Source organism: Streptococcus sp. AS14 (genome assembly GCF_000286495.1).
Lineage (GTDB): Bacteria > Bacillota > Bacilli > Lactobacillales > Streptococcaceae > Streptococcus > Streptococcus sanguinis_P.
In genome coordinates this window covers 20064-45474 of sequence record NZ_ALKI01000001.1, presented here as the reverse complement: position 1 = coordinate 45474, position 25411 = coordinate 20064, and the positions used below count along the sequence as shown (strand labels likewise).

Below are 25411 nucleotides of genomic sequence, written 5' to 3'. Positions count from 1 at the left end.
TTCTACCCATTCACATCAGTCTGATTGATTGTTGTTACAAGCTGTGTTTTCAATTCTTCACGTAATTCACCGATACGAAGCGACGCTCTTTCACGATATTCTCGTCCTTTGGCTTGTGCCGCATCAATATCTTTCAAAGAATTAACAATATCAGATGTCATTGACTCCAAGGTTGTAATATCAATCGCTGCACGCTCACTTTGTTCTGCACTACGCTTACTTGTTTGGTGCAAACTCTTTGTAACATCTTTTAATAATTGGTTTGTAGCATCTGTTACGTATTGATCTGCTTGTAAAGCTTTTTCTGTTTGGGTATTATAAAACGCAGCCATCATGTACATATTCCAAGCTGGAATCATAATCGTTTTGCTACGATTAATCTTTTGGATTAGACCTCGGTTAGTATTGGTCAATGTTTCCAACTGAATAGCCATCGCTTGTGATAGAGACATTTGCGCATCTAAGTCATGGATTTGTTTTTCAAACAGATTTAAGGAGTTTTTATATTCAGTAAGTTCATTAATACTTGTTTGGTCACCACTTTTCGCCTTTTCTTCCAAAGCTGGCAACTCAGACTGATAAGCTTCTTGAATCTTTAATTTACCAGCATCCACATAGACAGACAATCTTTGGAAATTTTCTCTATTACCTTCTTTCATCTGTTCTAAGTCTTTATTGTTTTTAATTAAAGTCAGCTGGTTATTTTCAAGGGTTGCAACTACTCGGTCAATATTTTCTTTAGCAGACTCATATCGAATTTGCAAAGTCTTGATATGATCCTTAGCTTTCTTAAAGATCCCAAAAATACCTTTTGGAGCATCCTCTTCAGAAACAGTTAATTGTGTAGCTAAGCTAGATAAAAGTCCTCCAATGTCACCAACATCTGAAGCCTTGACATGCGATAAAGTCTTGTTTGTCAGTGTCATCAAACTATTAGACTCTTGAGTTCCGTATGATAGAATAAGATCTTCATCACTTAGTACGATGGCATTTTTAACTTGTTCTACAGCCGCATTTTGTTCATCAGTTCTTTCAATAGGCTCAAAAGTTTCTTCTGTAACTTCAGAGATTAGTTTTTCTTCCTCCTTAAATTGTTTTTCAATTTCAGGGGTGATTAATGGTGAGCCAACTGTTGTATCACCAACTGTAAATCCTGCCATATGTATTAAACCAAACCTTCCTAGTTTATAACAAAATAAAACTTGCTTAAGATAAAAATTATTTTATTAGTAATTACTTCTTTAAGCTAAGCAATCACATATCTAACTACTTTATCTTCAGTTTTTTAATTTGATTTTTCCAAACTGCAATAACAGCACTAAATCGAGATAACTCTCTTGCTAGAATAGATGCTAATGAATTTCACATATAAAACAAACTATCCACTCAAGTACAATATAAATTGTATTGCAATGGCTCTTTAATCAAATCGTATTTTAATTTTAACACAATTAGGAACTTTGAGCAATATTAGTATCAAGCTATTCGTTGGCTTATTTGGAGGATGGTAAACTTAGATTTTAATTCTCAGATTTCAAACTCATGTTTGGATAATTTAGCAGAATTTTTGGAAGCTAAAATCGATTAACTGATATCTCTTAAAACAAGTAGCCGAAAGTTAATTTATTATGTCATTTCTTTTTAGCTAATAAACTAAAAATCCCCAGCTCTTTTCCAACTGGGGATAGCTTTAGATTTTTAATTCATACACTTCCTGCCAGCCGGCTGGTCCTAATATACGCTGGGGCTTTTTGCTAAAGCCGGTCTCTCGGTAGAGATAGGAAGCGACTTGATTTCTCTCATTGACGCCTAAGATAATGCTTTTATACATGGGCAAATGCTCTCTTATGAAATCAGGCAAGAGCTTCAGCGTCTGACTACCGTATCCTCGCATCCGAAAGGCTTCATCCGTTGAAAAGCTACGAAGGAGCAGGCTATCTGGCTGACCGCCATAAGTAAACTTCTTTTCTCTAGCATCCAAGATCAGAAAGGTTACGATTTGATGTTCTTCAAGGCTTCTCTATCTGAACTTCGATAGAATCGGATTTTCACCTAAAAATCCATCCCGTCCGGATTTGGTGCGCCACCGGCCAAACCGCTGACATTTTTAAGCACTTCCAAGTCAGCAGCATCTAGCTCGATGCCAAAGCAGTCCAGATTGCTGGCAATCCGGCTCGGAGTGACCGACTTAGGCAGGGGCAGGAAGCCTTCCTGCAAGCTCCAAGCTAGAGCGACTTGGGCAATGGTCTTGCCATACTTGTCTGCCACAGCCTGTACGGCTGGATTTTGGAAGAGCTCACCTTGGCCAAATGGTCCCCAAGCTTCCAGTAAAATCTCATGCTCACGGCAGAAGTTCACCGCCTCTGTCTGATAGACACCTGGAGCCAGGCGGATTTGATTGACAGCAGGAGTCATGCGAGCTGTTTCAAGCAAGGCTTCTAAGTGATGAGGCAGGAAATTGCTGACGCCAATCGTTCGAATCTTTCCGAGATTATAAAGATCTTCCATAGCCCGCCAGACTTCGGCATTGCGCTTTTTCCAAGCATCGTTTTCCCTCAGGGGTTTGGGATTCGGCCAGTGAATGAGGTAGAGGTCCAGATAGTCCAGTCCCAACCGCTCCATTGAGGCAGCAAAGGCCTCTTGAGCCTCCTCATAAGTATGAATGTCATTCCAGAGCTTGGTCGTGATGAAGAGCTCCTCCCGCGGAATGCCGCTATCCTTGATTGCCCGTCCGACACTCTCTTCGTTCTTATAGATAGCTGCCGTATCAATATGCCGATAGCCTGCCTTAAGAGCGGCTAATGTTGCTTGATAGGCTTCTTGGCCATCCTGAGCCTTCCAAGTACCGAAGCCCAGCACCGGAATGCCAACACCATTGTTCAAAAGATATTCTCTCATCTCATGTCTCCTTTATAAGTTCCATCTAATGCCTCCAGCAAGGCAGCTGCTATAGTGTTCACAAGAGCAGAACTGCTCACTTTTTTTCCTTTTTCTTCAGTATTGGCTTGGGTTTAAAGATATTTTCCTTAGTCGGCTCCATACCTTTACTGAAAAAGCTATAGATAATGAAAGCTACTCCTGCGACAAGGATTAAGATTCGTCCAAAGATTAGTCCCGCCAGCAGCAAAACAAGTCCCATTATCAGAAATTTCGCATCAATTCGTTTCATAGCCTACTCCTGTTTACATTATAGTCTCATTATATCACGCCTAAGAAAGCAATTCAAATCTAGGCGAAGGTTATCAAGTTGTCCGCCAATCAAAAAGAACAGGTTTCCCTGCTCTTTCTGAAAAATATAAGGAGACTAATTTAAAATACCTGCGGTTCTCATACATGGAATCGTTCTTGACCATCAAGATAAGTAGCTACCAGCTCTAAATCTTTATCTAAAACGATAAAGTCAGCATCGTAGCCTTCCTTGATCTGTCCGCAGACATCATCAATATGGACGGATTTTGCCGGAATCAGGCTAGCCATCATGACCGCCTGATGAGGATTGGCAATGCCCCATTTGACCACATTTTTCAATCCATCCTTAAGTTTGAGGATAGAACCAGCTAGATTGCCCGTTGACTTGAGCCGAGCGGTTCCTTCCGCCACAACCACTGGAAATTCTCCCAACATGTAGTCCCCATCTTCAAGACCTCCTGCGGTCATACAGTCAGTAATGAGGGCAATATTTTCATGTCCCTTCTGCTTGAGCAAGATGTCACAGGCCTTAGGATCCACATGGTGGCCGTCACAAATCAGTTCCGCATAGGTGTGAGGCAACTCATACATGGCACCAACCATGCCCAGCTCCCGGTGGGTCAAGCCCCTCATACCATTGTATGCATGCACCCAGACACTGGCACCTGCTTCGACCGCAGTTTTGGCTTCATCATAGGTTGCGTTAGAATGCCCCAGAGCAACGGTCACACTTTCATCAGTCAGCGTACGGACAAATTCCTCTACGCCTTCACGCTCTGGTGCGAGAGCAATCTTATTGAGCAAGCCATTTGCGGCCTTCTGCCAAGCACGAAACTCATCCATGCTAGGATCTTTCATATAGGCCGGATTTTGAGCGCCTTTATACTTCTCGGTGAAGTAAGGCCCTTCAAAATAGAGACCGCGAATCTTTGCCCCACTGGCTTCTTGATAGCGAGCACCGATATTTTCAGTTACTGCTAAGAGCCGCTCATAGGACGAAGTCAGGGTTGTTGGTAAAAAGCTGGTCACACCGGTAGTCAAGAGACCCTCACTCATGGTATGAAGAGTTCCTTCGATGTTATTGTCCATGACATCAACACCGCCAAAGCCGTGAATATGAGTGTCCACCAGACCTGGTGCAATCGAGTAGCCACTGTAGTCTATGACTTCTGCATCCTGCGGAACAGACTGCACCAGCTTGCCAAATTTGCCGTCAATCAGCTCTAAATAACCGCCCTGACGGATTCCCTGAGGATAGAAAAATTGATCTGCTTTGATATATGTAGGCATAAGACTGCCTCCCTTTTTCTTGACTTCTGTATTCTCTGCCATTCAAAGCGGAATTCTGTGATAGAGCTAGCATCTTTCTATAGCTGCTTTCTAACTCCCGCTTTTGAATCTCTGAGTTTTCTTAACTATATTATAACTCTTTCTTTTTTATTTGTAAATGGTATATACCTATTTTTGCAAAAAATTGTTATATTAAATTAAAAAAACAGAAAACCCAGCCATGATAGCTGAGTTTCTGCTTTATTTTTTCTCTAAATCACGCAGCATCTGGTCGATTTTATTGCCATACTCAATGGATTCGTCCTTGACAAAGATCAAATCTGGAATCTTGTACATCTTCAGATTGTGACCCAGCTCTCGTTTGATGGTACCAGTCGCTTTTTCCAGACCGGTTTGAGCTTTTTGATTATCAGAGGCCAGATTGCTCATAATCGTGTAGTAGACCTTGGCCATGGATAGGTCGCCCAGCATTTGGACATCGGTAATGGTCACTCCCTGCACCCTCGGGTCACGAACTTTCTTCTGCAAGATTTCATTGACTTCGCGCTTGATTTCCATGCCTACACGGTCTGTACGAAAATTATTTGCCATGAGATTTCCTTTCTAATTTTTCTCTTCTGCAATATAAGCTAGGCCTAGCCTAGCTTATATTTTAGTTTTAATGAATGAAATTTGATCTAAACTCTTTGTGAAAAAGATGTGGAACTAGAAGTATCAACTTCCACCAACAATGATTTTCACTGCGAGTTTTTAACGGACTTCTTATCTTATTTCTTAATTTCTTCCATGATGTAGGCTTCAATCGTGTCATCTACTTGGATGTCATTGTAGCCATCAATCATGAGTCCACCTTCGCGGCCGTTAGTAACTTCCTTAACATCATCCTTGAAGTGCTTGAGGCTGGCAAGCTCCCCATCGTAAATCACGACGCCGTCACGGATAACGCGAACCTTGGAATCACGGGTAACTTTACCGTTGATAACCATAAATCCACCGATAGTACCAACCTTGGAAACCTTGAAGGTCTCGCGGATAAGAGCTTCCCCAATGATCTTTTCTTCGTATTCTGGGTCCAGCATTCCCTTCATAGCATCTTCCATTTCTTCGATAACCTTGTAGATAATGCTGTGGAGACGGATTTCGACATCATCAGCTTCTGCCTGCTGGCGAGCTTGAGATGTAGGACGCACGTTAAATCCGATGATGAAGGCATTTGAAGCTTCTGCCAGTGTCACGTCAGATTCATTGATAGCACCAACTGCTGAGTGGACGATGGTAATCTTAACGCCTTCCACTTCAATCTTCTGCAGGGAAGCAGACAGGGCTTCTACAGAACCTTGTACATCAGCCTTGATGATAACATTGACAGACTTAACTTCACCAGCTTTGAGGGTATCAAAGAGATTTTCCAGACTGACGCGATGAGTAGCTTGGCGCTGTTTGAGAAGGGCACGTTTGGCACGTTCTTCACCTGCTGCACGCGCAGCTTTTTCATCTTCATAGACCGCAAAGTGGTCACCAGCCATCGGAGTTTCATTGAGACCAGTGATAGAAACCGGTGTAGATGGTCCTGCCACCTTAACACGACGGCCCAGGTCATTAGTCATAGCCCGAACCCGACCGAAAGTATTTCCAACAACGATTGGATCCTGCACATTCAGAGTTCCCTGCTGAACCAGAAGGGTTGCGACAGCACCTTTTCCTTTATCCAGACGGGCCTCGATAACTGTACCAATCGCTCGAACAGTCGGATCTGCCTTGAGTTCTTGGATTTCAGCCACCAAGAGGACTGTTTCCAGCAAGCTGTCGATATTTTGATTGAATTTCGCTGAGATTTCAACAAATTCAGAATCTCCGCCCCAAGCTGTTGACATGACACCATGCTCAGCCAATTCACCAATCACGCGCTCAGGATTCGCTCCTGGCTTATCGATCTTGTTGATAGCTACGATGATTGGGACATCAGCCGCCTTGGAGTGGTTGATAGCTTCAATCGTTTGCGGCATAACACCGTCATCAGCCGCTACGACCAGGATAGTGATATCCGTAACAGAGGCACCGCGGGCCCGCATAGAAGTAAAGGCCGCGTGTCCTGGCGTATCCAAGAAAGTAATCTTCTTGCCGCTTTCCTCAATCTGGTAAGCACCGATGTGCTGAGTGATACCACCTGCTTCGCCTGTAGCTACGCGAGAGTTACGCAAGGTATCCAAGAGGGTTGTTTTACCATGGTCAACGTGTCCCATGATGGTTACAACTGGTGGACGCTCTACCAAGGCATCTTGGTTGATATAACCTTCTTCTACGAAGAAGCGCTCAATGTCAGCTGTGTCAACTTCCACCTTCTTCTTAGCTTCGATACCGTAGTCCACCATGAGGAGCTCAATAGTATCGCCGTCAAGAGATTGGTTTTGCGTTGCCATCACGCCCATCATAAAGAGCTTCTTAACAATTTCAGCTGGCTCGCGCTTGATCCGTTTTGCAATTTCTGCAACGGTCATTCCGTCTGTATATTCAAATTCGGTCGGCAACTCATGGAACTTACGTTCTGTAACAGGTTTTGGCGCCTGATTGTAGTTGCCCTTTCCTTTTTTATTTTTCTTGTTTTTATTCCAATTACTATTTCTTTGATTTCTCACTTGATTTTGACTGCTTCGATTCTTTTGTTGTTTTCTTGGACCTTCTTCTTCGCGATCAAAATCATCGCGCTTCTTATCTGGTCGAGCTTGCTTCTTACGACGCGTATCCACAGCAGCTGGCGCTGGGTTTGGATTCGCTGCCGGAGCAGATGGAGCTGGTGCAGGCTGAACTGGTGCACTTGCTTCTGCCTTAGGCTGCTCCTTGCGGCGGTTTTGCCGTTCCATAACTTCTTTTGCTTCCTGAGCTTGCTTAAAGCGGTCCTCGCTGGAGCGAGCGTATTCAGCATTCTGCTCTGCTTTCAAAGCTGCTGCCCGAGCCTTAAAGTCAATCTTCGGTCCTTGAGGCTGTTGGCGGTTTTGACCGTTAAATCCTTGATGATTCTGACCATTGCGGCGGCCATCTTGACCACGATTATCACGACGGTCATTTGGACGATTGCCTCTATCTCGGTCGTTGCGGTTTCCGCGATTCTTATTTCGATTATCGCGGTCCTCACGCTTGCCTTGCTCTTTATTTTGTGGCTTGCGGTTGCCTTGCTGCTTACGACGCTCTGCCTCTTCTTTGGCTCTCGCTTCACGCTCTGCCTTAAAGTTCCGGCTTTGCGGGCGCTTGACTGGCGCTACCGTTTCTGCTTTCGCTTCTGACTGAGCTGCTGCTTTTGCTTCTGTCTGTTCTGCCTTGACTGGTGCCGCCTCTTTGGCAGGACTTTTTTGCGGTGATGGCTGAGCTGCTGCAGGCTTTTCTGCAGTAGCTTGAGGTGCGGCTGCTTTCTTGAAGCTGGACTTGATTCGCTCACCAGCGTCAGCTTCTACGCTGGATGAATGACTTTTGACATCCAATCCCAGCTCCTTCGCACGAGCCACTACCTCCTTGCTTTCTTTTCCCAGTTCTTTGGCGATTTCATACAATCTTACTTTAGACAAATCTTGTCCTCCTCTTCTATTACATAAGAGACCTCATTTTCTTTGTAAAACCAGCATCTGTCACGGCGAGCACTTTTCTGGCCTTGCCAATGGCAGAGCTTAATTCCAGTGTTGAAAACACGGTTGATACTTCTACTTGGTAGTAACGACTTTTATCAGTGATTTTCTTGCTGAGATTAGGAGCTGCATCCTGGGCCAAAAAGACCAGATGTGCTTTTCCCTCCTGGATAGCTTTGACGGTCAGCTCCTCACCAGAAATGATGCGGCCAGCCCGCTGAGCCAGTCCCAGCAAATTTGCAAGTTTCTCTTTATTCAAGACCTAACTCTCTTCTTTTGACCTTATGATCGACATAAGCGATTAACTCATCATAGAAAGCCTCATCCACTTCCATACTGAAGCTGCGGTTAAAGACCCGCTTCTTCTTAGCTTGAAGAGCTTCTTGATTGTCCAGCTTGATATAGGCTCCACGGCCGTTGGCCTTTCCTGTCGGATCGATAAAGACTTGACCTTCCTTGTTCTTGACAATCCGCAGCAAATCACGCTTGTCAATCACTTCGTTGGACACCACTGATTTTCTTAAAGGGATTTTTCTTGTTTTTGCCATTCCAGCCCCCTTAATCTAGTTCTTCAGCTTCGCTTTCTATACCAGCTGTTTCTAGTACAGTTTCCTCTGCAGCTGCGTCAAAGTCTGTTGCTTCTGCTGCTGAAACTTCTGTCTCTAGGACATCTGCATCCGCAAGAATTTCTTCTGCTTCCTGAGCAAATCCACCCAGTTCATTGGCTGCTTCCATTTCTTCAAACTCTGTGGCAGACTTGATATCGATTCTAAAGCCTGTCAAATGAGCTGCCAAGCGTACGTTCTGTCCGCGACGGCCGATAGCCAGAGAAAGCTTGTTGTCCGGTACAACAACCAAAGCCCGCTTGTTATCTTCTTGGTTAAAGATAACTTGGTCAACCTCTGCAGGAGCAATAGCGTTGTAGATAAATTCAGCTGGATCTGCTACCCACTCGATGACGTCGATATTTTCTTCAGTCGGCACCATACGGCCACTCTTCGGATCGTATTTGGCAGGATGGAACTTGCTCGTAATTTTCTTGATATTGGCTCCACCGCGTCCGACGATTGTTCCGATGGCATCCACATTAGGGTTGTGGCTGCGAACCGCTACCTTGGTCCGATCGCCTGCTTCCCGTGACACGCTCATGATTTCCACAGTTCCGTCATAGACTTCTGGGATTTCTTGCTCCATCAAGCGCTTGATCATTTCTGGATGGCTGCGACTGACAAAGACATTGACACCGCGAGGATTGTCTTCTACCTTGTAGACAAAGACTTCGATGCGGTCATGAGAGGCAAAAACCTCACCAGGAATCTGGTCTTGTTTCGATAACTGCGCTTCAATGCTGCCAAGATTGACATAGATAAAGCGATTGTCAAAGCGCTCCACAGTTCCTGACATGATTTCATTTTCATGCTCTTTATAGGTATTGTAGGTAATTGCTCGGGTCTGCTTGCGCATCTTTTCCATGATGGTTTGCTTGGCTGACTGAGCAGCGACACGGCCAAATTCAGCTGGCGCTTCTTCAAACTTGATCTTGTCTCCCAACTCATAGGCTGAACTAATAGCCAGGGCATCTTTGAGACTGATTTCCAAACGGCTGTCAAAGACCTCGTCCACGACTTCGCGAACAGTATAGACACGGAAATCTCCTGACTTTTCGTCAAACTCAATAGCTGCGCTGTCTGCCTGACCATAGCGACGACGATAGGCTGAGCGGAGTGACTCAGTCACCGCGTCAATGATATCTTCTTTCTTGATTCCTTTGTCTTCTTCCAAAATGCGGAAGGCCTCTAGCATTTCTTTACTCATTTTCATGTAACTTTTGCCGAAACAAAAGTGTTCCTTTCTTTTCTATATTGCTTCTGCGGCTAAAACTTAACGGCTAATCTGGCTTTGGAAACCAGACTGTAGGGAATTTCGACTTCTTTTCTGCGAGTCTTGTCCAGATATTCCATGTGCAGAACATCCTCTTCAAAGCTCAGCAAGGTGCCTTCAAAGACTTTCTGCTTGTCAACAGCCTTATAGAGACTGACATGGATATAACTGCCGACTGCATCGGCTAGCTGTTCCCTGGTCTTGAGCGGGCGCTCCAAGCCCGGACTGGTCACTTCCAGAAAATACTGTTCTGGGAAAGGATCTGGCTTGATTTGATCCAAGAGCGGACTGATAATATCCGTCAAATCCGCTGTATCATTGACCGTAATACCTTCAGGCTTATCTACAAAGACACTGAGAACGTAGTCTCCGCCCATCTTTCCGTACTCAATATCGACTAATTCATAGGGGGCCAGAATGGCTGGTTCAATAACCTCCCTCACCAATTCAACAATCGTTGCGATATGACGACACCTCCTCACAGATAAGAGGCGAAGATACTTCCTCGCCTCTCTTTCCTTATTCATTACTAGTATTATAGCACGACAAGTCCCAGAATGCAAGGGAAATATGCTGTGCAAGCTTTTAAAGACAGAATGCCATTTAAAATACTCTTTTTTTAAAGTAAAATTCTTTCCCAATAAAAAGTCTTCAAGGAGTATTTCCCCGAAGACTCTTTCTTATTCAAACGCTGCTTCCACCCGATAGATGACTTGTCCCTTGTTAGCAAATTTCTGCTCATACTCAGTCAGGACATTATCCTCGAAGTCGCTGGCATGCAAATCTAACCACACGCCCTTTAACTTCATACCATACTGTGAAAAGCTAACTAAGCTATATTCAAAAAGACCGCGGTTGTCCGTTTTGAAGTGGATTTCTCCATTTTCTGGCAGAATCTGCTGATAGGTCGCCAGAAAGGACTGATAAGTCAGACGGCGCTTTTCATGGCGTTTCTTGGGCCAAGGATCTGAGAAGTTCAGATAAAGGCGGTCAATCTCGTCCTCTTCAAAATAATCAGTCAGATCCGAACCGTCCACCCAGAGAAGCTTGATATTGGGCACATCCGTTGCTAGCACCTTGTCCAAGGCATAGCTGAGGATCGATTTCTGGATATCAATCCCGATGTAGTTGATCTCAGGATTGGCCTTGGCCATACCGGACACAAAAGCTCCTTTGCCACTGCCAACCTCTACATGAATGGGATGGTCGTTGCCAAAAATCTCCTGCCATCTGCCCTTGGCGTCTGCCGGATTCAAAATCACATACTGGGGATGCGCCTCTAGCAGTTCCGTCGCTCCCTTACGATTCCTTACTCTCATTGTCCTCTTCCGTATTTGGAACGGAAGTTTCGTAATGCGTAAATCTCCCGGTTCACATTTTCTAAATCATTGTTTTCATAGTATTTAGCAATCTGCATCAGATAAGAATACTGTCCAAACCAGTATAGCTTATTGAAAACAGTCTGATTATACTTATAGCCATAAGCACTCAGCCACTCTTGCCAGCCTGAATCAGGCACATAATGGCTCAAAATATGAGCTACATCCATCATCCTGTCTGTCAGACGCACAGAATCCCAATCCACCAAGTAAATAAGCCCGCTGTCGGTCTCTACCCAGTTGCTGTGGCGCACATCTCCGTGAACGATGGTCGCATAATCCTCACGAAAGGCCGGTACTGTCTGGCGCAGGTCGCGGATAACTGATTGCAGATATTGATTATTTCTCAAAGCAAGCGGCACTTGATTGAGCCAAGCATTCAGCAAATCAGTTGGCGTTTCCAGTGTATAGCCCAGCTTGGTCAGCTGTGTCATCAATGGGCGCGAGCGATGCAGCCGTGTCAAAATATTGATTACCTGCTTTTTGGACATATCATTTGGGGTCAGAATAGTGCCTGAAAGCCACTCCTGCCCGCTCATTACGTTGCCGTCCGGCATCCGGCGGCTCCACAAAAGCTGCGGTGCGATTTGTTCTCGAGCTAAGCCTGCTAAGATAGGGGTTGTATTCATCTTGACGAAAACGCGCCCCCCGTCCGGATAAGTCCCCATATAGGCCTTTCCGCTCTTACCAGCTATCGGTGTCAGGGTCAGCTCGTTATCAACCAAGTCCATGTTTCCCCTCCGTAAAAAGTTTCTTTATCATTTTACTAGTTTTACCTCTTTTAGTCAACCAATCTCCGTAACTTAAACGGCAGATAGAACAGATAGAGCAGGGCAGTTGCTCCCAGCATGGCCAGCACTGCTGTCTTGTCTTGGAAAAAGAGCAGAGCAGTCAGCACTTCAGTCAAGAGAACACTGCTGCCAATAGATGTGATAATTTGTCTTGCTCCTTTCAGCTTTTCCCCAATTTCTATCGGAAAAAGCTGGGTCAAAAACTGATAGTCAAAAGCTTCATACAGGGCCGTCAGCTGGAAGAGTAAGAGGTAATTGAACAAGACCGCAAAAGCTGCAGCAATCCAAGCTTGACTGACAAAAACCAAGGCCAAAAGAGCCAAAAAGAGCAGTCTTAAGGTCAGAGCAAAGAAGTCTCCATTTCGCAAGTAAGAGCGCAAAAAGAGATTCTGCCAGGTCTTGCTATGCTGCTTGCCCACAAGCCTCGTCAAACCATCCAGATAAGTCCGGCGCTTGACACTGTTTGAAATGCCTTTAACATTGGTAAAGAGAGCAAAAAATCGCAGAATCGTCTGCTTTCGGGCTGCTTCATAAGCTACCAGAGCCTGCCAATCTAGGCCATTTTCAGCAAAGAACTTCTTGGCCTTAGCCTGAAACAAAAACCATTTCAAGACTAGCATAAGGAGACAGTAGAGCCCGAAGCCCCAAACAGGCAATCCCAGAGCCAGAAAAAGCGGGGCTAACAGTAGCAATAGCCCAGTCTGTAAAACTGCGTACAAGAGATAGGAACGCAGAATCTGAACCTTGATAAAAGCCCTGACTTCTGCTTCTCTGACCAAGAGAAAAAGAGCATCCGGCTTTTCCAGATAGGTCGCAATCCGTCCAAAAGGCAGGATAAAGAGCGATAGAATAACTAGAGTAGTAATAATGGGTAGGTGATTGGTCGGAAAATGCCGCAAAAGCTGACTGTACTGAACGCCTAAAAATCCCATAAAAATCAGCAGAAAGAGCACAAAATGATCATTAAAAACATAGCGCAGGTATTTCAGACACTGCAGACGAAAATCCTGCTTTCGTTTAGCAAATAATTCTTTCATAGCGCTGCCTCTTCTGTCAGGGCTAGATAGATGTCATTCAGACTAGCATCCGGCATTTGAAATTGGGCCCGCAACTCAGTCAAGCTACCCTTGGCCCGCACTTGACCCTTATGCAAGATTACAAAACTATCGCACATCTTCTCGGCAGAGTCCAGAACATGGGTGCTCATCAGTATCGACTTGCCCTTCTTCTTTTCCTCATCTAAGAGTTGGATAAGGTCTGCAATAGCTACCGGATCCAAACCCAGAAAAGGCTCATCTACGATAAAAAGGCTGGGATCAACTACAAAAGCACAGATAATCATCACTTTTTGCTTCATCCCTTTTGAAAAGTGAACAGGAAACCAATCCAATTTTTCCTTGAGTCGGAACATTTCCAATAGCTTATCCACGCGCGCAAAAGCTGTTTCCTGCTCAATGTCGTATGCCATAGCTACTGTCTCAATGTGCTCGCGCAGGGTCAATTCTTCGTAGAGACTAGGTGTTTCCGGAATAAAACCGATTTTCTTGCGGTAATCGCTGGGATTGGTCCGCAGCTCCAGTCCATCAATCTGAATCTGCCCCTTATAAGGCGTCAGAAGACCAATAATCTCATTGATAGTAGTGGACTTACCCGCGCCGTTGAGACCAATCAGACCAACCAGCTGGCCGTTGCCCACTTCAAAGCTGACATCCTTTAAAACCGGGATATTAACATAGCCGCCCGTAAGCTCTTTGATTTCTAACATATTTTCTCCGAATTCTGGTATAATGGTTCTTATATTATAACAAAATCTAGCGAATAGAGGTACCATTTATGGCTGATTGTATTTTTTGTAAAATTATTGCCGGAGAAATCCCTTCTTCTAAAGTCTACGAAGACGAGAAAGTCCTTGCTTTTCTGGATATTTCCCAGGTAACACCAGGTCACACCTTGGTAGTCCCTAAAGAGCATTTCCGAAATGTGCTGGATATGGATGCCGACAACACCAGTCAGCTCTTTGCTCGCGTACCTGACATTGCCCGTAAGGTGATGAAAGCCACAGGTGCAGCTGGTATGAATATCATCAACAACAACGAAGAAATTGCTGGACAGACTGTCTTTCATACCCATGTGCATTTGGCACCACGCTACAGTGATGCAGATGATCTCAAAATTACTTTCGCAGCCCACGAACCAGATTTTCCAGCTCTGGCCGAATTAGCTGAGAAGATTGCACAAGCTTAAGGAGGGACTATGAAACTTTCAAATATTTTCCTATTTATTGGTGCCGCAGCAGCCAGTTACAAACTGGTTGAAAACCGACAAAAAATTCAAGAAGAAATCATTGAAACAACAGATAGTCTAGACAAAGTAAAGGAAAGCCTAGCCAATATCCAACGAAATATTGCCATCATTCAAGAGCAAAAAGAGCAAGTCAAAGTCATCGCTCAAGATCTTACTTATAAATATAAAGTCCTTGAAAACCAAGCTCAAGTGCAGATCCAGCAAGTCAAAGACATCTGGGAAAAGTACGAGTCTCAATAGAGAAAAGATGGATGATAGGGAAACAAAAACTCAAATCCGGCACCGCGTCAAGAACTTCTTGTCATTACCAAAAGAGACCGAGACATTTTGCCCCGGCCTCTTTTTATATTTAACTTTTTACTCTGTAGTCGCATTGACTACTGGCTGACTTTGTGGGGTGCTGACACTGACATCTGCCGCTGGAGCAGAGGAAGCTGCTGGAGCAACCGGAGTCGTATTCGTAGTTCCAACTGTTGTATCTGTCGTCGGATAAGAATAATTCTCATAACCATTATTATAAGTAGGCTGACTATAAGAATTCTGGTAACTGCTATAGCTTTCTGTACTACTAGATGTACTACTGCTATTGCTGCTTCTTAGACTGTTGCCGCCCATAATATCTTCATAGAGAACAGCATTGGTCTTCAGACTCTTAACTGTGTCCAAGCCCAGAGACTTGCGGATTAGATTCTGCATGCTCAGCAGATGCTCTGACGTCACCAGCTGATAGCTTCCACCATCAGGCAAGGTCGCATCTTCTCCACGCAGCTGCTCAGACTTGATGTTCTTAAAGGCATCCTGATAGCCTAGCAATTGTGGAATGCTTTTTGAATCAAGTGCGATATTGGTCTGCATATTGCTGCTGACAGCTTTTAAAATAGCCTGATAATGGCTGACACTGTTGAGACTGAGAACTTTTTCAACCACTTTCTTAATTACTTCACGTTGACGCTTCTGGCGGCCATAGTCACCCTCTGGATCCTGATAGCGCATGCGAGCATAGACCAGCGCCTGATCACCATTGATAGTTTGCTTGCCAGGCTCAACCTTAGCAGTATACTCAGGCTCATTATCCTCAATAGAAATTGGGAAGTCAAAGGTATTATTAACCTCAATACCACCTACTGCGTCTACTAGCTGAACCAAGCCCTGCATATTAATCATCACATAGCGGTCGATGTGGATATTCATCAAGCCCTCAATAGTCGAAATGGCTAACTCTGCTCCGCCTGTCGCATAGGCGGCATTCAGCTTGGCTTCAACTGTTTGACCGTTTTCATCAATCTGAGTCAAAATATCACGTTCCAAACTCATCATGACTGTTTTCTTGGTCTTGGGATTGACACTCAGGAGAATCATGGTATCGCTGTTCCCAACCCAAGTATCCTCGCGGGAGCCGCTCCCTGTATCCACTCCCATCAGCAAGATGGTCATGGGCTTAGTCGCAGAAATGACATCCGTCTCATTTCCCAAGCCCTTATAAGTCTTGGACAGTTCATCTGTTGACTGACCATAAATCGTCCATGCATAAGTACCGATACCAGCTGTCGTTACGACAAGGAGACTGAGAAACATCATTATAATCTTTTTAAACATATCTTTTTTAGTCTATCAACTTACCCATCAGGTAAACATCAAGAAATATCCCTTCTTTTAAATAGGCTCCTCTTTTTTGTAAGCCTTCAATTTCAAATCCTAAATCTTTATAGAGGTGAACTGCTCGTTCATTTCTAACCTGAACGCTCAATTCCAAACGTCTAATAACTTGAGAATCTTCTGCCCAAGTCAGTGCCTCTTCCAGCAATATGCGTCCCAGCCCTTGGTTCCAGAAAGCCTTCTTCACCACGACAAAGACTTGACCAATATGGCGAATTCGCTCATGGAAATCAGCTGTGATGCTGACAAGGCCAGCAATCTCACCATTTAAAAGCGCCAACAGATAAAACTGATTACTGGAAGCAGCCTGATGCTCAATGAATGAAGACATCTCCTCTTGATTCATCAAAATTCCAGCTTCATCCAGCGTCATATAATCTGACTCAGACCCGACCTGATTGAGGAAGGCAATCAGCTCAGCAGCATCTGTTTTTTCCGCTTCACGCAAGCATAATTCATATTCAGTCATTCTGCAGTCCCTCAAGCAGCTCTTGGGCTCGTGTTCCTTGGGCTTCAAAAACCAATTCACGCCCGTCTTCCTTTTTCAAGAGGCTTAATTTGAGATAGTCTTCAGGTAGATTTTCTCCCAGCAGCTCCCCCCATTCAATGACCGTCACACCCTCCCCAAAGAGAAAGTCATCCAAATCAATGGAATCTGGATCGTCTCCGATGCGGTAGACATCCAGATGATAGAGCGGCAAACGCCCCTCGTATTCCCGAACAATGGTATAGGTTGGGCTTTTAATCATCTGACTGATGCCCAAACCTAGAGCCAGACCCTTAGTAAAGGTTGTCTTCCCTGCCCCTAAATCTCCCGTTAAAACCAGTACGTCCCCTGCCTGAAGCAATTTGCCCAGGCGCTGACCCCACTGGATTAATTCTTCCTCATTATGACTAAACATTCTCTTATTATACCAGAAAAAATTTTTTTCTGCTTAATTTTGCAAAAGAAAAATCAGCTAGAAAAAGCTGATTTTTTATACTGAAAATATAAGCTATCCAAACTTCACTAGACACAAGGAAATCCAGCAATGTTTAGACCTAATTTAAAGCCAGATTTACAAAATTTAAAATAAAGAGAAGATCCAAAATCCAAATCATAGAATGCACATCCTTGGCTTGACCTTTGAAAACTTTAACCAAAGTGTAGGTGATAAATCCAGCTGCTATCCCGTGAGTGATAGAATAGGCAAATCCCATGAAAATAGAAGTAAAGAAAGCTGGAATGGCCTCCGCCATATCATCCCAATGGATATTTTTCAGACTGGCCAGCATCATAATCCCCACGATAATGAGAATCGGTGCAGTTGCAGCATTAGGAACAATAGCCAAGAGTGGGCTAAAGAAGCTTGACACCGCAAAGCAGATGGCTACGACCAAGGCTGTCAGACCTGTTCGGCCTCCAGCTCCGATACCAGCTGCAGACTCCACATAAGTCGTCACATTAGAAGTTCCAGCAATGGCGCCAATAGAGGTTCCGATGAGATCCGAGTAAAGCGCCTTATCCAAACCTTCTGATTCATGGTTTTCCCCAGAAGTCGCCACAATCCCGACCTTTTCACCTGTACCAATCAAGGTACCAATGGTATCAAAAATATCTGTCAATGAAAAAGCCAGAATGGCCATACATGTCTGGGGCCAGCGAGCCGAATCTGCTAAGAGGGCACCCAGACCTTTCGGACCTACGGCCACCCCAAAAATCTGTCCCAATTCACTAACAGCAGTGCCAATATTATTCTGCCCAAAGTCAATGGCTGACAAATCAACCAGGCCAACCAGAATAGCCACAACTGTCGTGACTAGGATGGATAGGATAACACCACCCTTGATGTTTTTCACGATAAAGAAGATTGTGATGGCCAAACCGACCAAGGCTACGAGGACCGCTGGATTGTTAAAGTCTACCAGACCAGGAGTTGCTCCTGAATTAGCCGTAATAGCCGCTGCAGCCTTATCTGCTCCCTTGCCAGCTACTGTATAATTGCCCGGATCGATTGAAAACTTGAGCAAGCCAGCATTTTTAATACCTACATAGGCCAGAAAGACCCCGATTCCTGCTGAAATAGCTGCTCGCAAGGAGCCAGGAATTGACTCGATGATCATCTTACGCACCTTGGTCAGAGTGATAATGAGCGAAATAATCCCGCAGATAAAGACCATAGCCAAGGCTTCCTGCCAAGTGTAGCCCAAGGCAAAAACGACCGTAAAAGTGAAAAAGGCATTCAGACCCATGCCCGGTGCCTGCGCGTAAGGCAGGTTGGCAAAGAAGGCCATCATCAAGGTTCCGGCAACAGCCCCGATAATCGTAGCTAGGAAAACACCCTGCTTAGGCATACCTGTCTGAGCCAACATAGCCGGATTGACAAATAAAATGTAGGACATGGCAAAGAAAGTCGTCAGACCCGCCAAAACTTCTGTCCGGACATCTGTCCCTTTTTCGGTCAGTTTGAAAAATTTATCCATTTTTCAACAAATCTCCTTTTGAGTAAAATTTCTAATATCTAGTTCAATAACAAAGAAAAACAGATTTAAATCTGTTTATTTGCGAACGATATTTTAAATTATAATAAAAAACATTCACTTTTTCAAGATGAATGTCTCGCTTTTCTTATTTTTTATTATCTCTCATCAGAAATACCAAACTCATAAACTGCAAAAAAGTAAAACCAAGAATGAAAGGCAGTCGATCAGGCTGCAAAGTTTGCAAGAGCTTCTGTAGAACCATCTGAGGATGAAGCAATAAATCCCAGCTATTGAGGCGATCATAACGTCCTATGTAGATAGCCAGACTGGACACAGCCGACAGAGCTGCCGTCAGCAACAAGTCCAAATACCAGTTAAGCTTCCAGCCTTCCTTGATGACATACCAGCTCTCCATCCCACAGAAAATCGCGAATAAAATACTGGAAACAAAAGCTAAAAAGAGCATGAAAACACTTGGCTTACTCAGAACATCTGCCACCCAAGTCATGTGAATCAAATCTGTAATCATATAGAAAGTGTTGGGGAAGAAAAGCAACCACAAGAGGAAAAGAAGAGGATAGATCCATTTCTGTTTCTTGAATAAAAGTGTCAAGACAGCTACATCATAGCTGATTAAGGCCAAGGTCATATTCCAAATGAGATAGGTCGGACCGCCATTTAGAGATTGGATATAGATAAAAAAGGCAATTATCAGAAAAAGAGCATGAATCATGATCGGTTTACGCATACGAAAAGCTCCTCCTTGGTGTGTCATAATTGTGACTGATTAGAGCACCATTATAACATAAGTCGTGTTATTTACACTGAATTCTGTTATAATAGTCTGTATTATCACTGAAAAGAGACTCACATGACAAAAAAAGTAATCGCTGTGGACTTGGACGGCACCTTGCTGGATTCTAACAGCAATCTGTCGGACTTCACTAAAGAAACTATCAAAAAAATTTCCCAAAAGGGCCACAAGGTCATTATCACAACAGGACGGCCCTACCGAATGGCTTTGAAATATTATAAAGAATTAGAGCTCAATACGCCCATGATCAACTTCAATGGCTCTTTGACTCACATTCCAGAAAAGAAATGGGACTTTGAAAAATCGCTGACGCTGGACAAGTCCTTTCTGCTGGATATGGTTAAGCGTAGGGATGAGATTGAAGCGGATTTCATTGCCGGCGAATACCGCAATAAGTTCTACATCACCAATCCCAATGAAGAAATTGCTGATCCCAAGCTATTTGGCATCGATGCTTTTAAGCCTGAAAATCAGTTTCAAGCCAACTTGGTAACGGAGAATCCTAACGCCATTCTCCTGCAGACGCGAGCAGCTGATAAATATGCTCTGGCAGAGGAAATGAATGCTTTTTACCAGCATGAACTTGCCATCAACTCTTGGGGCGGACCGCTCAACATTCTCGAGTGTGCTCCAAAAGGGGTCAATAAGGCCTTCGCCCTTCAATACCTGCTTAATGTTCTCAATGTAGATCGTAAAAATTTGATTGCCTTTGGCGATGAGCAAAATGATACTGAGATGCTGTCCTTTGCTGGCACCGGCTATGCCATGAAAAATGCCAATACTGACCTGCTGCCATACGCCGACCAGCAGTTGTCTTTGACTAACGACCAAGATGGCGTCGCCCACGAGCTAAACAAACTCTTTTTATAAAAGTAGACAATTAGGCAAACTCTGTTCGAGAGTTTGTCTTTTATTTTTTGTATTCTCTCGACCTCAATCATGCTCAAAAGCTTTAAAAATCGGAGCTTATCCGCAGTACCATAGTTTTAAAGGTTACTTTTACTTGAAATTGTAAGCGTTTGCCATTTGTTTGAGTTTGTGATATAATTAACATAATTGAAAACTAAATAACAGGAGGAAACTACTTATGAAAGCAGTTGTTGTAAATCCAGAAGGAACCAATGTCCAACTCATCGAAAATAAGGAACTTCGTCCTCTTGAAACAGGGGAAGCTCTCGTTGACATTGAATACTGCGGTGTCTGCCATACTGATCTGCACGTCGCGCATGGTGACTTTGGCAAGGTACCGGGTCGCGTTCTTGGCCATGAAGGTATCGGTATTGTCAAAGAAATCGCTCCAGATGTAAAAAACCTCAAAGTCGGAGACCGCGTCAGTGTAGCTTGGTTCTTTGAAGGCTGCGGCGCTTGTGAATACTGTACAACTGGACGCGAAACCCTTTGCCGTACTGTAAAAAATGCTGGTTATTCTGTTGACGGTGGGATGGCAGAGCAATGTATCGTAACAGCCGATTATGCTGTCAAAGTTCCTGAAGGACTGGATCCTGCTCAAGCTTCTTCTATCACTTGTGCCGGTGTAACGACCTACAAGGCTATCAAAGAAGCCCAGCTGCAACCAGGCCAATGGACAGTAATCTTTGGAGCAGGTGGATTGGGTAACCTAGCGGTTCAATATGCCAAGAAAGTCTTTAATGCCCATGTTGTCGCTGTTGATATCAACAATGATAAGCTAGCTTTGGCCAAAGAAGTAGGTGCTGATATCGTCATCAACGGCCATGAAGTTGAAGATGTCGCTGCTCTTATCCAAGAAAAAACTGGCGGTGCGCATTCTGCAGTAGTAACAGCCGTTTCTAAAGTTGCCTTCAACCAAGCTGTTGACTCTGTTCGTGCTGGCGGTCGGGTAGTTGCCGTTGGATTACCATCTGAAATGATGGATCTAAGCATTGTCAAAACCGTTTTAGATGGTATCCAAGTCATCGGTTCCCTCGTTGGAACACGCAAGGACTTGGAAGAAGCCTTCCAGTTTGGCGCTGAAGGTTTGGTAGTTCCTGTCGTTCAAAAACGCCCAGTTTCAGATGCAGTGGATGTCTTTGACGAAATGGAAGCGGGTACCATTCAGGGACGTATGGTACTTGACTTTACACACTAATCCTTTAAAGCATGCCAGTCCCAACATTTACCAAGCTCTTGGAAACGTATGATGGACAGACTTGATATTATTTAGAAACTTTTGCCATTATAGAGGGAGACTAAAGACATAAGATACGATTTTTTGTCTTTGGTCCTCCTCTTTCTTTTTTGATAAATAAACACTTTCTCAAACACGATTCTTTTCTTTCATTTCAAAAGTCTCTTTCATATTATTTCAACATTTTTTCATATATTAATCTGTTGTATTTTCTGTTTTCCTAATTTATTAAAACATTTCTATAGCTAAGGTTTGCTTATACCTATATTTATCAGGTGTTCAACAAATACTGACATTTTTGAAAGAAAAAGTCGTTTTTAGGAACAAACGCTTGCATTTTTCATGAAAACGTTTTATAATAAACTTGCCTTAAAGTTTTCTTAAAACTTAAGTCAAACATTTTATAAGGAGGAATGTCAATAATGAGTATCGGAATCATTATTGCTAGCCACGGTGAATTTGCTGCTGGTATTCATCAATCAGGTTCTATGATTTTCGGTGAGCAGGAAAAAGTACAAGTTGTAACTTTCATGCCCAACGAAGGACCAGATGATCTCTATGCAAAGTTCAATGACGCTGTGGCTTCGTTTGATGCGGACGATGAAGTGTTGGTCTTGGCTGACCTTTGGAGTGGCTCTCCATTCAACCAAGCTAGCCGTGTCATGGGTGAAAATCCAGACCGCAAGTTCGCTATCATTACAGGCTTGAACCTGCCTATGCTGATTCAAGCTTATACAGAAAGGATGATGGATGCCAATGCCGGCGTTGAAGCTGTTGTTGCTAACATCATCAAAGAAGCCAAGGAAGGAGTCAAAGCTCTGCCTGAAGAGCTGAACCCTGCTGCTGAAGAAGCAAATGCTCCTGCTGCAGCTGCTCCAGTTGCCCAAGCAGCAATCCCTGAAGGGACTGTAATCGGTGACGGCAAGCTCAAAATCAACCTTGCCCGGATCGACACACGCTTGCTACACGGTCAGGTAGCAACAGCTTGGACGCCAGATTCAAAAGCAGACCGTATTATCGTTGCTTCTGACTCAGTAGCTCAAGATGAACTTCGTAAAGAATTGATTAAGCAGGCTGCACCAGGTAATGTCAAAGCCAATGTAGTCCCAATCGACAAATTGATTGCTGTTTCAAAAGACCCTCGCTTTGGCAATACACATGCCTTGATTCTGTTTGAAACTCCTCAAGACGCCCTTCGTGCTGTTGAAGGCGGTGTGCCAATCAAGACCCTTAATGTTGGTTCCATGGCTCACTCAACTGGTAAAACAATGGTCAACAACGTACTTTCAATGGACAAGGAAGACGTTGCTACTTATGAAAAGCTGCGTGACCTTGGCGTTGAATTCGACGTACGTAAAGTACCAAATGACTCTAAAAAAGATTTGTTTGATTTGATTAAGAAAGCCAACGTGCAGTAGAATCAAACGTTTTGCTTTTATTAATTTACGAAAGGATTTAGAACATGTCTATTATTTCTATGGTTTTAGTAGTCTTTGTTGCCTTCTTAGCTGGTCTAGAAGGTATCTTGGACCAATTCCAATTCCACCAACCACTGGTTGCTTGTACCTTGATTGGACTGGTAACTGGTAATTTGGCTGCCGGTGTTATGCTGGGCGGCTCTCTCCAGCTGATTGCTCTTGGCTGGGCTAATATCGGAGCTGCTGTAGCACCTGATGCTGCCCTCGCTTCTGTTGCCGCTGCAATTATCTTTATCAAAGGTGGTGAATTTACTCCAGAGCGCCTTGGAGTTGTTCAAGGATTAGCTGTAACACTTGGTGTTGCTGGACTCTTCTTGACTATGATTGTTCGTACAATTTCAGTTGGGTTAGTTCACGGGGCAGACGCTGCAGCTAAAAAAGGGAACTTCAAAGCCGTTGAACGCGCCCACTTCACAGCTCTCTTTCTTCAAGGTATTCGCATTGCAGTCCCTGCAATCCTCCTACTAGCTATTCCTGCTCAAACTGTTCAACATTACTTAGGATTAATGCCTGAATGGTTATCAAAAGGTATGGAAATTGGTGGAGGAATGGTCGTGGCTGTCGGTTACGCAATGGTTCTTAATATGATGGCTAGTCGCGAAGTGTGGCCTTTCTTTGCTATAGGTTTTGCTCTCGCCGCTGTAAGTCAACTGACTTTAATCGCATTTGGAGCAATTGGAGTAGCTTTAGCTCTTATCTACATCAACCTCTCTAAAAAAGGAGGAAATGGTGGCGGTGGAGCAACTACTTCTAATGACCCAATCGGTGATATCCTAGAAGATTATTAAGAAAGGAGATACACTATCATGACAGAATTAAATACTGTAAAACCTGATGAGTCAGGAAAATTGACTCTTTCAAAGGCTGACCGTCAAAAAGTTTGGTGGCGTTCTACTTTCTTGCAAGGTTCTTGGAACTATGAACGGATGCAAAACTTGGGTTGGGCATATGCGCTTATTCCTGCCATCAAAAAACTCTACACTAAAAAAGAAGATCAAGCTGCTGCTCTTGAACGTCACTTGGAATTCTTCAATACTCACCCATATGTTGCAGCTCCAATTCTAGGCGTAACCTTAGCATTAGAAGAAGAAAAGGCTAATGGAGTTGAAATTGACGATGTAGCTATCCAAGGGGTTAAAATTGGTATGATGGGACCTCTGGCTGGTATCGGAGACCCTGTCTTCTGGTTTACAGTTCGTCCTATTCTTGGAGCTCTGGGAGCATCTCTTGCTTTAACAGGAAATATTCTTGGCCCTGTTATCTTCTTCCTAGCTTGGAATGCTATCCGGATGGCTTTCTTGTGGTACACACAAGAATTGGGATACAAGGCTGGTTCAGAAATCACTAAGGATCTTTCTGGAGGAATTCTCCAAGATATTACTAAAGGTGCATCGATTTTAGGTATGTTTATTATTGGTGTTCTTATCAAACAATGGGTATCTATTAAATTTATCTTTAACGTATCATCTGTCAAGTTAGAAGACAAAGCCTATATTCATTGGGATAAGCTTGTTTCCTTTAGTAAAGAATTGACTGACAAATTGAGCGGAGGCAAAGGACTATCTCCTGAGGAAATAACAAATTTCCAATCGTCTATTAATAATGGAATACACAGTGCTTTTAAACAAGTAGCTGAGGGGGCTTCTCAAACTCCTGAAAAGGTCACAACTTTCCAACAAAACTTAGACTCTTTGATTCCAGGTTTAATGGGATTGATTCTGACTTTCCTCTGCATGTGGTTGCTTAAGAAGAAAGTTTCACCAATCACTATCATCGTTGCTCTCTTCGTAGTCGGCATTCTAGCTCATGTAGTTGGTTTGATGTAATCAAAAAGAAGGTTTCGGCCTTCTTTTTATTGTGGTATAATAGCTATATTATTTAAAAGGGAGTTACTCTATGGCACAGTCACAAAACAAAACAGTTGAGTTTAATACTACTGGCGTATCCTATCTTGGATTAGGCGGAAAGGTTGGGAAATTTTTAATCGGCGAGACAGCGCTGGAGTTTTACGCTGATGCCAATGTAGAAGACTATATCCAGCTGCCTTGGACTAGCATCACTGCTATCGGTGCTAATGTTTCTGGTAAGAAAGTCAGCCGCCACTTTGAAATCTGGACTGATAAAGGAAAGTTTCTCTTTGCCTCCAAAGACTCTGGTAAGATACTCAAAATTGCGCGGGAGCATATTGGTAATGACAAGGTCGTTAGATTGCCGACTCTGTTACAAAAAATTGCTGGAATCTTTAAGAAGAAAAAATAAGGTTGAAAAAGTTTCAACCTTATTTTTTATATTTTCGACTAAGATAAAAGCTGCTTGTATCAGCAAGATGGAGCTAGCACAAAAAATTGGAAAGTGAAACAATCTGAGAATGCACTATTTCAGCCCCTTGAAATGATAGGGTGG

At 43.7% G+C, this 25411-nt stretch carries 27 protein-coding genes and 1 pseudogene; 8 read left to right on the top strand and 20 right to left on the bottom strand.

What is annotated here, in order from left to right; translation table 11 throughout:
* Positions 1–2 precede the first annotated feature (2 nt).
* The 15 genes and pseudogenes from HMPREF1150_RS10770 to HMPREF1150_RS10840 form a co-directional block, all read right to left on the bottom strand.
* Positions 3–1160: a toxic anion resistance protein gene (locus tag HMPREF1150_RS10770; RefSeq protein ID WP_002908133.1), complete on the bottom strand. Its 1158-nt coding sequence runs from the start codon at positions 1158–1160 to the stop codon at positions 3–5.
* 530 nt (positions 1161–1690) lie between these two features.
* Positions 1691–2052, bottom strand: a pseudogene (locus tag HMPREF1150_RS10775) (acetyltransferase).
* Positions 2053–2898, bottom strand: coding sequence for an aldo/keto reductase (locus HMPREF1150_RS10780; RefSeq protein ID WP_009659033.1), 846 nt, complete (start codon positions 2896–2898; stop codon positions 2053–2055). It abuts the pseudogene before it with no gap.
* Between the two features lie 76 nt (positions 2899–2974).
* Positions 2975–3169, bottom strand: a complete 195-nt coding sequence (locus HMPREF1150_RS10785; RefSeq protein WP_002903311.1) for a hypothetical protein — start codon at positions 3167–3169, stop codon at positions 2975–2977.
* 158 nt (positions 3170–3327) lie between these two features.
* Positions 3328–4479, bottom strand: a complete 1152-nt coding sequence (nagA, locus tag HMPREF1150_RS10790) for an N-acetylglucosamine-6-phosphate deacetylase (protein WP_032905336.1) — start codon at positions 4477–4479, stop codon at positions 3328–3330.
* Positions 4480–4719: 240 nt separating this feature from the next.
* A complete protein-coding gene (rbfA, locus tag HMPREF1150_RS10795) occupies positions 4720–5070 on the bottom strand; it encodes a 30S ribosome-binding factor RbfA (RefSeq protein ID WP_002908125.1) in 351 nt (116 codons plus the stop codon).
* Between the two features lie 176 nt (positions 5071–5246).
* Positions 5247–8039 carry a translation initiation factor IF-2 gene (infB, locus tag HMPREF1150_RS10800; RefSeq protein ID WP_009659028.1) on the bottom strand — a complete coding sequence of 931 codons (2793 nt, stop codon included), beginning with the start codon at positions 8037–8039 and terminating at the stop codon, positions 5247–5249.
* Between the two features lie 19 nt (positions 8040–8058).
* Entirely contained in the window at positions 8059–8355 is a 297-nt protein-coding gene (locus HMPREF1150_RS10805; RefSeq protein ID WP_002893557.1) for a YlxQ-related RNA-binding protein, read from the bottom strand.
* Entirely contained in the window at positions 8348–8644 is a 297-nt protein-coding gene (gene rnpM, locus HMPREF1150_RS10810; RefSeq protein WP_002893558.1) for an RNase P modulator RnpM, read from the bottom strand. The genes HMPREF1150_RS10805 and rnpM overlap by 8 nt, the downstream gene beginning before the upstream one ends.
* A gap of 10 nt (positions 8645–8654) precedes the next feature.
* On the bottom strand, positions 8655–9911 hold the full coding sequence (nusA, locus tag HMPREF1150_RS10815; RefSeq protein WP_223321919.1) for a transcription termination factor NusA: 1257 nt from the start codon (positions 9909–9911) through the stop codon (positions 8655–8657).
* A 59-nt stretch (positions 9912–9970) separates the two neighbouring features.
* Positions 9971–10459, bottom strand: coding sequence for a ribosome maturation factor RimP (gene rimP, locus HMPREF1150_RS10820; protein ID WP_032905327.1), 489 nt, complete (start codon positions 10457–10459; stop codon positions 9971–9973).
* Positions 10460–10657: 198 nt separating this feature from the next.
* The gene (gene trmB, locus HMPREF1150_RS10825) at positions 10658–11296 is read right to left on the bottom strand and encodes a tRNA (guanosine(46)-N7)-methyltransferase TrmB (protein WP_009659027.1); all 639 of its coding nucleotides are present in this window, start codon (positions 11294–11296) and stop codon (positions 10658–10660) included.
* Positions 11293–12087, bottom strand: a complete 795-nt coding sequence (gene ccrZ, locus HMPREF1150_RS10830) for a cell cycle regulator CcrZ (protein WP_002893562.1) — start codon at positions 12085–12087, stop codon at positions 11293–11295. The genes trmB and ccrZ overlap by 4 nt, the downstream gene beginning before the upstream one ends.
* 50 nt (positions 12088–12137) lie before the next feature.
* Positions 12138–13184, bottom strand: coding sequence for an ABC transporter permease (locus HMPREF1150_RS10835; RefSeq protein WP_009659034.1), 1047 nt, complete (start codon positions 13182–13184; stop codon positions 12138–12140).
* On the bottom strand, positions 13181–13912 hold the full coding sequence (locus HMPREF1150_RS10840) for an ABC transporter ATP-binding protein (RefSeq protein ID WP_009659036.1): 732 nt from the start codon (positions 13910–13912) through the stop codon (positions 13181–13183). The genes HMPREF1150_RS10835 and HMPREF1150_RS10840 overlap by 4 nt, the downstream gene beginning before the upstream one ends.
* A 68-nt stretch (positions 13913–13980) precedes the next feature.
* Between HMPREF1150_RS10840 and HMPREF1150_RS10845 the strand changes: the two genes are divergently transcribed.
* Positions 13981–14391: an HIT family protein gene (locus HMPREF1150_RS10845; protein ID WP_002920089.1), complete on the top strand. Its 411-nt coding sequence runs from the start codon at positions 13981–13983 to the stop codon at positions 14389–14391.
* 9 nt (positions 14392–14400) lie between these two features.
* The gene (locus HMPREF1150_RS10850) at positions 14401–14691 is read left to right on the top strand and encodes a hypothetical protein (protein ID WP_009659025.1); all 291 of its coding nucleotides are present in this window, start codon (positions 14401–14403) and stop codon (positions 14689–14691) included.
* A 117-nt stretch (positions 14692–14808) separates the two neighbouring features.
* On the opposite strand, the gene HMPREF1150_RS10855 is transcribed toward HMPREF1150_RS10850, so the two are convergent.
* From HMPREF1150_RS10855 to HMPREF1150_RS10875, 5 genes are all read right to left on the bottom strand, one after another.
* Positions 14809–16047, bottom strand: coding sequence for an LCP family protein (locus HMPREF1150_RS10855; protein WP_002893568.1), 1239 nt, complete (start codon positions 16045–16047; stop codon positions 14809–14811).
* A gap of 7 nt (positions 16048–16054) precedes the next feature.
* Positions 16055–16576, bottom strand: a complete 522-nt coding sequence (locus HMPREF1150_RS10860; RefSeq protein ID WP_009659005.1) for a GNAT family N-acetyltransferase — start codon at positions 16574–16576, stop codon at positions 16055–16057.
* Positions 16569–17009 carry a tRNA (adenosine(37)-N6)-threonylcarbamoyltransferase complex ATPase subunit type 1 TsaE gene (gene tsaE, locus HMPREF1150_RS10865; RefSeq protein WP_002896905.1) on the bottom strand — a complete coding sequence of 147 codons (441 nt, stop codon included), beginning with the start codon at positions 17007–17009 and terminating at the stop codon, positions 16569–16571. Before tsaE ends, HMPREF1150_RS10860 begins: the two co-directional genes overlap by 8 nt.
* A 139-nt stretch (positions 17010–17148) precedes the next feature.
* On the bottom strand, positions 17149–18570 hold the full coding sequence (locus HMPREF1150_RS10870) for an NCS2 family permease (protein ID WP_009659041.1): 1422 nt from the start codon (positions 18568–18570) through the stop codon (positions 17149–17151).
* 145 nt (positions 18571–18715) lie between these two features.
* Entirely contained in the window at positions 18716–19345 is a 630-nt protein-coding gene (locus HMPREF1150_RS10875) for a DUF1361 domain-containing protein (protein WP_083842606.1), read from the bottom strand.
* A 96-nt stretch (positions 19346–19441) separates the two neighbouring features.
* Here HMPREF1150_RS10875 and HMPREF1150_RS10880 point away from each other — a divergent pair, with 96 nt between their 5' ends.
* From HMPREF1150_RS10880 to HMPREF1150_RS10905, 6 genes are all read left to right on the top strand, one after another.
* The gene (locus HMPREF1150_RS10880; protein ID WP_002908111.1) at positions 19442–20254 is read left to right on the top strand and encodes a Cof-type HAD-IIB family hydrolase; all 813 of its coding nucleotides are present in this window, start codon (positions 19442–19444) and stop codon (positions 20252–20254) included.
* Between the two features lie 217 nt (positions 20255–20471).
* Entirely contained in the window at positions 20472–21491 is a 1020-nt protein-coding gene (gene adhP, locus HMPREF1150_RS10885) for an alcohol dehydrogenase AdhP (RefSeq protein ID WP_002901354.1), read from the top strand.
* A gap of 461 nt (positions 21492–21952) precedes the next feature.
* Positions 21953–22948 carry a PTS sugar transporter subunit IIB gene (locus HMPREF1150_RS10890; RefSeq protein ID WP_002893577.1) on the top strand — a complete coding sequence of 332 codons (996 nt, stop codon included), beginning with the start codon at positions 21953–21955 and terminating at the stop codon, positions 22946–22948.
* Between the two features lie 44 nt (positions 22949–22992).
* A complete protein-coding gene (locus HMPREF1150_RS10895; protein WP_002908109.1) occupies positions 22993–23796 on the top strand; it encodes a PTS mannose/fructose/sorbose transporter subunit IIC in 804 nt (267 codons plus the stop codon).
* A gap of 18 nt (positions 23797–23814) precedes the next feature.
* On the top strand, positions 23815–24834 hold the full coding sequence (locus tag HMPREF1150_RS10900) for a PTS system mannose/fructose/sorbose family transporter subunit IID (RefSeq protein ID WP_009659011.1): 1020 nt from the start codon (positions 23815–23817) through the stop codon (positions 24832–24834).
* 70 nt (positions 24835–24904) lie between these two features.
* Entirely contained in the window at positions 24905–25267 is a 363-nt protein-coding gene (locus HMPREF1150_RS10905) for a DUF956 family protein (protein WP_002908911.1), read from the top strand.
* Positions 25268–25411 lie beyond the last annotated feature (144 nt).